The sequence below is a fragment of the Streptomyces sp. NPDC056361 genome (assembly GCF_042262805.1).
GTDB lineage: Bacteria > Actinomycetota > Actinomycetes > Streptomycetales > Streptomycetaceae > Streptomyces.
This window is the reverse complement of the sequence record NZ_JBHJQI010000042.1, coordinates 48,833-59,462: the sequence shown is the minus strand read 5'-3', so window position 1 is coordinate 59,462 and position 10,630 is coordinate 48,833. Positions and strand designations below refer to the sequence as shown.

At 67.7% G+C, this 10,630-nt stretch carries 9 protein-coding genes and 4 pseudogenes; 6 read left to right on the top strand and 7 right to left on the bottom strand.

The genetic code is table 11. The features are described 5' to 3' along the window. Positions 1 to 166 precede the first annotated feature (166 nt). Entirely contained in the window at positions 167 to 577 is a 411-nt protein-coding gene (locus ACFCY7_RS16335) for a hypothetical protein (protein ID WP_376485357.1), read from the top strand. Here the strand turns inward: ACFCY7_RS16335 and ACFCY7_RS16330 are convergent. Beyond that, a pseudogene (locus ACFCY7_RS16330) lies at positions 536 to 1,378 on the bottom strand (IS5 family transposase). The gene ACFCY7_RS16335 and the pseudogene ACFCY7_RS16330 sit on opposite strands and share 42 nt — an antisense overlap. 66 nt (positions 1,379 to 1,444) lie before the next feature. Further along, positions 1,445 to 1,723, bottom strand: coding sequence for a hypothetical protein (locus tag ACFCY7_RS16325; protein WP_376485355.1), 279 nt, complete (start codon positions 1,721 to 1,723; stop codon positions 1,445 to 1,447). Between the two features lie 266 nt (positions 1,724 to 1,989). Between ACFCY7_RS16325 and ACFCY7_RS16320 the strand changes: the two genes are divergently transcribed. Then, positions 1,990 to 2,958, top strand: a complete 969-nt coding sequence (locus ACFCY7_RS16320; RefSeq protein ID WP_376485353.1) for a helix-turn-helix domain-containing protein — start codon at positions 1,990 to 1,992, stop codon at positions 2,956 to 2,958. Positions 2,959 to 3,046: 88 nt separating this feature from the next. On the opposite strand, the pseudogene ACFCY7_RS16315 reads toward ACFCY7_RS16320, so the two are convergent. Further along, positions 3,047 to 3,389 (bottom strand): annotated as a pseudogene (locus ACFCY7_RS16315) (transposase); the annotation flags it as partial. A gap of 41 nt (positions 3,390 to 3,430) precedes the next feature. Continuing rightward, a complete protein-coding gene (locus ACFCY7_RS16310; protein ID WP_376485350.1) occupies positions 3,431 to 3,814 on the bottom strand; it encodes a hypothetical protein in 384 nt (127 codons plus the stop codon). A gap of 83 nt (positions 3,815 to 3,897) precedes the next feature. Between ACFCY7_RS16310 and ACFCY7_RS16305 the strand changes: the two are divergent. Next, positions 3,898 to 4,067: pseudogene (locus ACFCY7_RS16305) on the top strand (IS5/IS1182 family transposase); the annotation flags it as partial. 161 nt (positions 4,068 to 4,228) lie between these two features. Here ACFCY7_RS16305 and ACFCY7_RS16300 read toward each other — a convergent pair. Together ACFCY7_RS16300 and ACFCY7_RS16295 are read right to left on the bottom strand one after the other, a co-directional pair. Then, complete coding sequence (locus ACFCY7_RS16300; protein WP_376485348.1) at positions 4,229 to 4,816, bottom strand: DinB family protein; 588 nt, start codon at positions 4,814 to 4,816, stop codon at positions 4,229 to 4,231. A gap of 189 nt (positions 4,817 to 5,005) precedes the next feature. Further along, positions 5,006 to 6,325, bottom strand: coding sequence for an MFS transporter (locus ACFCY7_RS16295; RefSeq protein ID WP_376485346.1), 1,320 nt, complete (start codon positions 6,323 to 6,325; stop codon positions 5,006 to 5,008). An 89-nt stretch (positions 6,326 to 6,414) separates the two neighbouring features. Between ACFCY7_RS16295 and ACFCY7_RS16290 the strand changes: the two genes are divergently transcribed. The 3 genes and pseudogenes from ACFCY7_RS16290 (at position 6,415) to ACFCY7_RS16280 (ending at position 8,112) form a co-directional block, all read left to right on the top strand. Beyond that, the gene (locus tag ACFCY7_RS16290; RefSeq protein ID WP_376485344.1) at positions 6,415 to 7,395 is read left to right on the top strand and encodes a winged helix-turn-helix domain-containing protein; all 981 of its coding nucleotides are present in this window, start codon (positions 6,415 to 6,417) and stop codon (positions 7,393 to 7,395) included. A gap of 16 nt (positions 7,396 to 7,411) precedes the next feature. Then, positions 7,412 to 7,522 (top strand): annotated as a pseudogene (locus ACFCY7_RS16285) (IS5/IS1182 family transposase); the annotation flags it as partial. An 11-nt stretch (positions 7,523 to 7,533) separates the two neighbouring features. Beyond that, positions 7,534 to 8,112 (top strand): cation transporter, encoded by a 579-nt coding sequence (locus ACFCY7_RS16280; protein WP_376485342.1) that lies wholly within the window; start codon positions 7,534 to 7,536, stop codon positions 8,110 to 8,112. A gap of 703 nt (positions 8,113 to 8,815) precedes the next feature. Here the strand turns inward: ACFCY7_RS16280 and ACFCY7_RS16275 are convergent. Further along, positions 8,816 to 10,537, bottom strand: coding sequence for a lamin tail domain-containing protein (locus ACFCY7_RS16275; protein WP_376485339.1), 1,722 nt, complete (start codon positions 10,535 to 10,537; stop codon positions 8,816 to 8,818). Positions 10,538 to 10,630 lie beyond the last annotated feature (93 nt).

Here is a 10,630-nt window from a genome sequence, read left to right as displayed (position 1 = left end):
CAACAGCCCGATTCCGCACACGGGAAGACATCGCCAGGTTCCTCAACTCCGACAAAATCAAGATCAAACCGACGTGTTGATTCCCGGCAAGCCCTAAGAACTCCTAACGGAATGACTCTTTGGGGTCGGCTGCCCGGCGTGGGGTGCTGTCGGACAGCATGGGGCGATGGACTTCGAACAGCCGCTGCCGCGCGAGGTGAAGGTCATCGATTCGGCCTCGTTGTTCAGGCTGGAGGAGCGGGCGGGTGACCTCGGCCTGAGCCAGCGGTTGGACCCGGCTTGGGCGCGAGCGAATGCGGCGCACGACGGCACCCACTACCTGTGGCCGGCCCTGTGGCACAGTCTGTCCCACCGCCCGGACGTTCCACGTCACGTGCGGTGGGAAGTGCTGATCACTCTGCGTACGGGAGACCGTGTGCTGAGCCTGCTGGATGTGATTCCCGACGACTTCACCCCGCTGCCGAAGGTGACCTCGCGCGAAGAGGGGATGCAGGTCAGGCGGCTCTTTGGCCGTGCTCCTTCGGTTCGGGAATGGCTACTGCGGGAGGGCGAGGGCGAGGGCCCGGGTCGGCTGTGACAGGCGTCGCCAGCAGATGAGTGCGCATCCCAGAGTGAGGAAGGCTTCATGGATGTCGTCGCGGATCTCCCAGCGGATCCGCAGGCGGCGGAACCAATGCAGGTGGGCGAAAGCACGCTCGGCAACCCAGCGTTGAGTGCCGAGACCGGAGCCGTGCTCGGTGCCGCGTCGCGCGATCAGTGGCTTCACTCCCAGCGCGCGCGGACGAGGCGGCGGTATCTATCGTGGTCGTACCCGCGGTCACCGAGCACGACATCAGGGCGCCGCCGCGGACGGCCGCGCTTGCCCCGCACGGGCGGCACCGCTTCCAAGAGCGGGATGGGATGGGTGACGTCGTTGCGGTTCCCACCGGTCAGCGTGGCGGCGAGTGGAATGCCGGTGGCGTCGGCGATCAGGTGATGTTTTCTGCCCGCCCTGCCCCGGTCAACGGGGCTTCGTCCCGTCTTGGGGCCCCTGTTAGCGCCCGGATGTGGGAGCCGTCGACCGCAGCCCGGGAGAAGTCCAGCACGTTCGCGCTACGGAGTTTGGCCAGGACAACCTCGTGGAGCCGTGGCCAGACGCCGGCCTCGGTCCACTCGGCCAGGCGGCGCCAGCACGTCATGCCCGAGCCGAACCGAGCTCCTGCGGCAGGTGCTCCCAGGCGATCCCGGTATGCAGCACGAACAGAATGTCCTGGAACACCAGCCGGTCCGGATGCCGCTTGCGCCCGGGATAGCGAGTGCGGCGCTCAACCTTCGGCAACAGCGGTTCGATCACCGCCCACAGCCCGTCCTCAACATTCCACGGCTTCGGCCGAGCCACCCCACACCCCCGGATCAACGCTCCCGGAGCGATCCAACCACCGCGAAGGTCATTCCTTATAAGTTCTTAGTCCCTTTTGCCTCGGCGTACGAGAGCGACGATCGCGCCGGGTGCCAGGACGATCGCCGCGACGAGCATCACGAGGAAGGTGGGGGACTCGCCCCGGTAGGAGTCGCTGACCTCCACCTGCGAGGCGAAGAGGCCGGCAACCAGAACGAGGAGGACGGAGACACCCAGAACGATCATGCCCCACGCCCTGCCAGCCGGGATGCTGCGCATCGGGATGAGCGAGATCGACAACCAGACCACCGCGACGACCAGCAGCACGGTCAGTGAACCAAACATCGGCACTCCCAAATCATCGTTAAGCCATCTCACATGGCTTCGAAGAACTTAGGACGGATGCAGCACGCGCAATGTGTCATGCGTGCAGGGAACCTTGTTGCCTGTGCATTGTTGAATTCAGCCTCTGCGCCTCGACCCCGTTGCGTGGCATGACTGGCCTCTGTCATTCTGGTGCCTGGCTGACTGCGCTGGGGGCGACTTGTGAGGGTAGGAGCCGAGGCGTTACACCGCAGGGCCGACAACAAATCTCGACTCGTGCCTGTCCGGTGAGCCCCACCCTGGACACCACCTCTGTTCCACCGCGAGACCGGGAAGAGGTGGTCCGGTACGCCGTGTGGGAGTCCGTCGTACGGATCGACATCGAACACCATCTGCCGCCCCATGACCTCGCGGTGCGCATCGGGCTGGATAACGTAGGGCCCATCGGGGTCTGCTCGGCGCGAGCGACTGCGCTCACCATTCAGCGGACTCCGCGGCTGGCGCGAGAGGACGTTGAGCCGGCCGTCTTCCTTGGCCTTCAGGTGACCGGGACCAGCGTGGTGGTGCAGAACGATCGCGAAGCCCTGTTGAAGCCGGGAGACTTCGCCCTCTACGACACGTCCGCCCCCTACACCCTCCTCTTCAACGAGGGGGTCGACCAGCACTTCCTCCGTTTCCCACGCGCGGCACTTGCGTTGCCTGAGAGGTCGCTCCGGGATGTCACCGCGGTAACCCTCGCCTCCGACAACCCTCTTGCTCGTCTGGCCTCTGCCTACTTTCGCCAACTGGCCGTCAGCGAGGAGCTGCACCGGGGCCGGCCGGCCGAAGCGGTCGTGGAGCCTAGCGTCGAACTCGTCCGGGCCGTCGTGGCGGCCCAGGTCGGAAAGGCGGACCTGGCCCGAGGACCACTGGCGGAAACACTCGGCCTGCGCATCACGCAATACATGCGGGCACACCTCGCAGATCCTGACCTGTCGGCGGCGCGGATCGCCGCCGCGCACGGCATTTCGGTCCGTCATCTCTACACCGTGCTGGCCCGGTCGGGTATCAGCCTCGGAGACTGGATCCGCACGCACCGGCTGGCGGAATGCAAGCGGGAGCTGGCCACCCCACAGGGTCGGCACAAGACCATTGCAGCGATAGGTCGAAGCTGGGGCTTTGCCGACGCGACCCACTTCAGCAAGGTGTTCAAACAGGCCTATGGCATCTCGCCCCGGGCCTGGCGCGACCACAACCGCCCCCACCCCTGCGCCTGAAGAAAAGCGTCGTTCCGCCCGTCGCCGCACGCATACGTCGTCATCTCCCGCCTCGCGCAAGCGGGCCAGCCACCCTGCTACCTACGACCTATCCGGCGGCGGCGAGGTCGTGCATGCGGGCGATGCCGAGCATGGCGTGGTGGACACCGTCGCCTTGAAGTGGCAGTCGCGGAGGATCTTCCAGGTCTTCATGCGGGCGAAGACGTGCTCGACCCGGGCGCGGACCTGCTTGTGGGACTTGTTGTGCTCTTCCTTCCAGTCCGGAAGGTCGCTCTGGCCTCGCTGTCGGCGTCGATGACGACCTGTTGGTTGGTGGAGTACTGGTAGTTCTTCGACCGCTCGGCGATGGTGTGGTCTCGGGTGGGGACCAGGGTGCCGTCCACGATGAGCGCGGTGTCTTTGGCGAACCGCTTGCGGGGCTGGAGTGTGAGCCGGGCCAGCGCCGCCTGACCTGCCACGGCAGCAGACGGCGTCACCACAGATGCAGGAAGCTCCGGACGTCGTCGAAGCCGTCGACGGCCCGGCCGTCCACGTCCGCCGGGTCGGTCTCGGCCCGCGCCGAAAGCGACTGCGCCAGCGCGAGGGCTTCATCACTGAGGCGCCCGAAGCGCCGGGCAGTGTGTCCCAGGCACAGGCCGGCCAGCCCGAGCAACGGACTGCCCGACACGGCCCGCGTCCCCACCTGGATGCACCAGTGCTCGATGAACTCCGCGTCGTCGTCGTTCAACGCGGTCCCGACCAGCACCTCCGCCGCCTTGCCTTCTGCCGAACGGTCACGCAGAGCACGCTCCAGCGTCTCGACCACCACCTCGTGAGGCAGCGCGGGAGGGTTCTCGAAGCTCAGATGAGAATGCACCCCGCGAGCCTACGCGGGGCGCATCCAACAGGCGTCTGCTACCGCCTCGCCCTACAAGACGTGGCGAACGTTGCCTGGTGCGGCACCAGCAGCAGTTCAACCGCGACCACGCCACGCTGAGTCCCCGGGCGAACGCGTCTTCGCGCAGTTGAAGTCCTGGCGACTGCTTCGACGAGCCAGATGCTCCACCCGCCGGATCGGCACCATTGTCCAGGCCGTTCACGCGCTGCTGACCTGCAGCTATTCAGGATGAAACGGCTCAGTCTGCAGTCTTTGCGTAGCTGGCAGGCCTCACCCACACCTTTCATGGTGTCGAGATAGGCATCGTGTGGTCCCCCCTGACATCGAATTCGTGGGTCGGCCGGATCAGCTCCAAAACCACGGCGGAGTTTTTCCCGCCGGTGGTGCACCCGGTCATGGCTGACTGCGGGATGCGGCCGCCCTGGCGGCCTGCTCGATCTTCGCGCGGTGGGTTGCACGGGCTTCCTCGTCGATCTGCTTCTCGTGTTCGGCGCGCAACCCGGTCCGGCCGTCGAGGTTCTCGCGCAGGATGTCGGCATGCCCGGCATGCCGGATGGACTCGCCGAGGACGTGGACGATGACGGCGAACAGGTTCGTGTCGGAGTAAGGCTCCGGCCACCACGGCACGTGGCCGGGGGCGTCGAGGGCAAGCTCGTTGATCGTCGCGTCCGAGTGTTCCCACGTGCGCCGGTAGAACCCGATGATCTGATCGCGGGTCTCGTCCTCGGTCGCCCACTGATCGCTGCCGTCGGAGTCCTGCCACCGGGGCAGCGGTTCCGGGGAAGGGCGGTCGAAAACCTCGCCGAAGTACCTGGCCTCGACGGTGGCCACGTGTTTGACAAGACCGAGGAGGTTGGTCCCGGTAGCCGTCAAAGGTCGGCGTGCGTCGTATTCGGACAAGCCGTCGAGCTTCCAGAGCAGCGCCTCGCGGTCCCGCCGCAGTCGCCCGTGCAGGTTGTCCTTCGCGAATTCATCGATCATGCGGCATGAACCTTCCAAGTGCTGCTCATGGTCTCAACATCCAGTACGTGGTCCGCAACGGCTGGCAGAGCCGAGGCTTAGGACTCCTTGTGAAATGAGTTACCGGGAGTGATTGTCTGTCAGAAAGGCGTGGGGGTGGGGGTGGGGGTGGGGTGCGTGACGGTTTGCGGCCGATTCGACCCGCGACGTTTACTGCGCAGGAGAACTACACGCATGCTGTTCGGTGCCGTTCTCTGATTCCGTTGAGTAGTTCGGGACGGGGACCAGGGAGGTGGGCGGGCGCCAGGTGAGAATCCAGCCGGCGGTAAGCGCCGCCGCGCCGCCTGCCAGGGCGATTGCGCGGCCTGTTCCGATGCCTGCGGCCACCGAGCCGAAGCAGGCCGGCCCGACGCCCTGCAGCGTCATGCTGCCGGAGCCGAGCAGGCCGAAGGCCTGGCCCTGGCCATCCTGCGGCAGGGCGTCCAGGAACGGCCGTTGCAGGCCGAGACCGTAGGCGAATCCGAAGCCGCAGAGCAGCAGCAGACAGGACGAGACGCCCACTCCGGGCTCGGCGGCGAAGCAGACCAGCGGCAGTCCCATCAGCGCAATCAACGGGACTACCAGTCGCTCCCGGGTGGGTGGTCGAAGCAGTCGACCCACCAGCAGGTCACCGACAAGCATGCCGACCGGTAGACAGCCCATCAGCACTGCGTACCAGCCGGACGCGAAGTGGCGTCCTCCCGCGTAGGCGACGATCAGACCTTCCGCGCCCGCTACGAACGAGGGCGGTAGCCACTGGGCCAGCATCAGTCGCCGCACCGTGCGTCCGCGCAGCAGCAGCAGGCCGGCACCATGCAGGCTTGCCCGGACGGCCCCGTCATTGCGCCGAGTGCTGCCGGGTGTGCCGCCGGACTCTCCCCGCTGCAGCCGGGGTAGCCGGATGCGGATGGCGAGCGCGCAGCCAAGATGGAGGGCGGCGCTGACCGCGAGCGCCCGGTGCGGGCCGACTACCGCGACAACCGCACCTCCCAGCGCCAGACCGCACAGTTGCGCGCCGGAGGCGGCTATGTTGTTCAGTGACCGGCCCAGTACATAGGCGTCGCCCTCCAACCACTGAGCGACCAGCCGACTCGACGCGCCGCTGAACACCGGTGTGGCGAGGGCGACCAGCGCCACGACACCGAGGCTTGCCGCGATCGGCATCCGCACCAGGGCGAGCAGCGCGGCGACGGCGCACTCCAAGGCGTAGCCGCCGGCGATGAGCGCGCGGGGCGGCAGTCGGTCGGCCAGTGAGCCCAGCAGCAGCGAGCCGAACAACTGCGGGAGAAAGCCGATGCCGAAGGCCAGTGCGCTCAACAGCGCGGAGCCGGTGGCCGCGAAGACCAGAACCGAGAACGTGGTGATCCGCAGTGAGCCCGCAGTGATCGCGACGGCGCGGGTCGAGAAGAGCAGTCGGAATCGCGGCTCGGCCAGCACCTCCCTGTAGGTGGCACGGTGATTGCCCTGCGCGGGTTCGGCGGTTGGGATCATGACGCCCAGCTTCGCCGTGCGCCCACGCCACTCACGAATGATTCGTCGCTGGACGAATCGGAACAGACGTACCGCAGTAGCATTGCGGGGTGCTCCGTTTCGAAGTCTCCGTCGAGGACCTGCTGCGCAGCCGCTTCGCGCTGTCGCCCGCAATGGACCTCTGCTTGCTGCTGCGCTCGCTCGCAGGCCAAAACCGGCCGCTGCCGCGATCCTGGGCCACCCGGCTCATGCCGGCCTTTGAACGGCTTCGCCGCGAGACCGAACTGAACGCCGCCCTAGCCCTGCAGACCCCGCAAGGCGGACCGAACTTCGTCGCCCCGCCCCCGCGCGGCCTCAACCAGACCTGGGCAGACGACCTGGCTCTGATCCGGGCCACACCGCTGGAAGCGGCCCGCCACGAATTCGCCGCCACTGCGACCGGCCCGTCCGCCCGTGATCCCCGCGTACGCGCGGTGCTGGACTCGCCGGACGCCGTCTCCAGGATCGCCGAGGCGATGGACCAGGCGTGGCACGAGCTGCTCGCCACGGACTGGCCGCAACTGCGCGCGATCTGTGAGCGCGATGTCGTGCACCGGGTGGGGGTGATCGGCGAACACGGCTGGGCCACGACCATCGAGAGCCTGCACCCGAGCATCACCTGGCAAGCCGGCGGCATCGAGATCGGCCACTTCCCCCAAGTCGGAACAGTCCGCCTCGCCGGCGACGGGCTACTGCTGATCCCTTCGGTCTTCGTCGGGAATGTCGCCGCCCACCTGGAAGACCCCTGGCCCAGGACCTTGGTCTATCCTGCCCGCGGCACCGCCGCCCTGTGGAGCGAACAGGAGACCGTCCCCCAACCGGACGCGCTGACCGCTCTGGTCGGCCGGGCCCGAGCCCGGCTGCTGTTGGCGTTGGACGACCCGGCCAGTACCAGCCACCTCGCCCGAAGCCTCGCCATGGCACCCGGCGCGGTAGGAGACCACCTCGCCATCCTGCGAGGCGCGGGGCTCCTCGTCCGTGCCCGGTCCGGGCGGTCGGTGCTCTACCGGCGCACCCCGCTCGGCGAGGCACTGGTCGCCGGAGCGGGCTGAGTCCGACGGCCACGCGCTCGGTCGTTCTCGCGGCGGCCTGAGTACGAAAGTCCATCTCGTCAGCGACAGCCGTCCACGACCCCTCGCCCTCCGCGTCACCGCAGGGCCGGCTCGCGATGCGCCTCGACAGCTCTGTCGATGCTCGACCTGATCGACGTGCTTGCCAGTCGACACGAGGCGAGGCCGGTTACCTGCCTGGCACCGCTCGGGGCCGCCCGAGAGAGGGGGCGAAACAGTCGTGGGCGTGCGATCTCCTTCTTCGCCCTCGCCACCTACGTAAGCATCGATGCGGCCCGCGCCCTGACCGGGACCGGCGAAGCCGCGACCTCCGTGCCTGGCATTGTGATCGCCGCTCTGTCACTCGCGATCATGCCGTTCCTGTCCGCCGCACAGCGCAAGGCTGGCCGCGAGCTCGGCTCCGCATCCGCAGCTGCTGACTCCAAGCAGACCCTGCTGTGCACCTACCTCTCCGTCGTGCTACTGGTCGGTCTCGTCCTCAACGCGACTTTCGGATGGTTCTGGGCCGACCCCATCGCCGCCATCGCTGTCAGGGAAGGCGTCAACGCCTGGCAGGGCAAGGGCTGCTGCGCACGCACCCGCCCCGCACTTCAGCACTACCGCGACCGACGAGTGCCCGAGCGGGTGCGGCACGGCTGGCGACACCTGCTGTTCCACGCCCAAGGCCGACGCGATCAGCTGATCGCCTTAAGCGGATAGGCGGCTACGTCCTGAACACATGGTGGGTGGCCGCGATCGTTGCTGCAGGCATGGCCGTCCGAGCCTCGCAGTGATTCCCTCGATTCAGTGATCGCGCCACATCTGTTGCACCCGGTACGGTCTGCTATACCGGCGTTGAGCTGAGCGAACACTCTTCGGGGCGCTCGCGCCACACTTCCAGTCCCAGAGAGCCCGCTGTGCCAGCAGCATCAGCAGGAGGTCGCCGCCATGCAGAAGCCCCAGCGTCTGGTCGGCTGATGTCCGAGCTGCCCCGGACCTGCCCCGGCTGAGGACCCTGGAGACGTGGCTGGCGGTCTCCTGTATCGGCTCAGGGGCCCGGATCGCCGAGGTCGAGACCTGCGAGGTGGCCCTGCGCCCGGTGAGGCAGCGCGCGCAAGGCCCCGGGTGGGTCTTGTCGTATCTCAGGGAAGGCGGCCGCCGCGTTCCGGACAGCATCCACATCGGCGACTGCCGCATGGCCGGCAAGACATGTGTCCGGCCCGGTCCCGGATCCGCGGTCGCCCAAGGGAAAGTTACACCGGGCCCTCGCGGGCCGGGCTCGTTGACCAGCCCGCGAGGGCCCGAGATCTGTGCGCATGTGGAAGAGCTGGGCAGACCAGCGGCTACCGCACGACGTCCACCAGTCGACCAGCCCGGGCCCCCACTAAACGATCACTTCGAAGTTACGCCGGTGGATCGGGGCTCAGTACACCGTTCCGTCGGCGTGCTGGCCGGGCGAGCTGGACAGCGAGCTGATGGTGTTGTGCTTGACCCAGCCACCGGTCGCCGAGCCGTCAGGGCTTCGGTTGATGGACACCCCGTCGGAGTTCGCCTGGCTTGAGGAGTAGGTCATGGACTGGACCGTCGCTCCGGCCGAATCCCGCAGGATCACCTGGTCACCGCTGTTGGACAGGTTGAGGCCGCCGGTGCTGGCTGCCACCGCCACGATGCCACCGGGGATCGCGGAGCCCGCGCCGAACACGGTGATCGCCTTGCCGGGCTGCAGCGTCGTACCGGCCGCGAACGTGTGCCGCACTGCCGACCCGTCCTGGATGGTCCAGCCGGCGATGCTGATTGCCGTGCCACCGGTGTTCACGATCTCGACGGCCTCGCCGGCGGTGCTGCTGCCCGGTTCGTTGGCCAGCACCTCGTTGATGATGACGTTGGCGGGTCCGCCGCCACCGCCGGCGGTGACGGTGACGTTCTGGGTCGTGGTGTGGGTGGCCCCGCCGTTGTCCGTCACGGTCAGCGAGACCGCGTAGGTTCCGGCCGATGCGTAGGTCACGGTCGGGTTCGTCGCCGTCGAGGTCTGGCCGTTGCCGAAGTCCCAGCTGCGGCTCGCGATGCTGCCGTCGGAGTCGGTGCTGCCGTCGGTGAAGGTGCAGTTGAGAGCGGTGCAGGAGTGCGTGTACGCCGCCGTGGGTTGCTGGTTCGCGCCGCCGCCGCCGATGACGAAGTCGTAGCGAGCCAGCACCGGGTAGTGGTCGCTGGTCGTCGTCGCGTAGTTCGGGACATAGGGCTGGGGCTGGAAGGCGGTTGCCGAGCCAGCGACGTACTTCGCCTGCACCTCGTTGGTGGTGAGCTGGTGGTCGATGAAGTCCGGGTAGCCCGCCGTCGACGGCACTCCCGCCAGTGACAGGGCTCGCGTCGGGAAGGTGTAGCGCGCCGCGTCGTTCACGAAGTTGGCGTAGGGCGAAGCCTTCCCGGGTGTGATGGAGGTGTCGACGTCGTCGTTCCAGTCACCGATGACGAAGACGTTCTGCGTGGGGTAGGTCGTGTCGAGGTAGGACTTGAGGGCCTGCGACGCGGGGTTGCGCAGGTTCCACGCATCCTGGGTGGACCCGGACTTCGCGTGCAGGACGATGAAGACGAGGTCACGGGTGACACCGTCGAACGTGCCGCGCAACGTGAACTCCACCGGCGGGCGGCCGGCGAAGTTGCTGTTCTGGTTGGTCAGGATGACCTTCGCGCTCACCAGGGTGGCCATGCTGGAGCGCCAGACGAGGGCGACCTTCTGCTCGGTGTTGCTGAAGTCCGAGTAGTACTGCGCGCCGTTCGTCACGATCGGGTCGTTGGCCACGACCCCGGTGTACCCGGGCATGCCGGCCACGAGTGTGTCGAACGCCGAGGTGCTGACGACCTCGGAGAGGCCCCACACGTCCATGTCGGCGCCCGCCATGACGTCGCGGACGTTCTGCTGCTGAAGCGCCTCGTCGGTCGGGCCGAAGTCCGGCGCACCGAACCACTCGACGTTCCAGTTGCCGACGTCGAGCTGTGTCGGCGATCCCTGCGACGGAACCGACGCGGCGGCATTCGCCGCGGGGGCGGTGGTGAGCGCTGCCAGCGTCACGACGGCGGCCAGGCAGGCGGCGGCGAGCGCGGCGGTGCGGCGAGGGCGTCTGACAGGTATGGGACGAGGTGACATGAGGGTGCCTTTCGCGAGCGGTTGCGGACGGATCGCGGAGCACCGCACCGGGGGTGTGTGAGGGACACGCCGTGGCGGCAGGGCAGTTCTAGG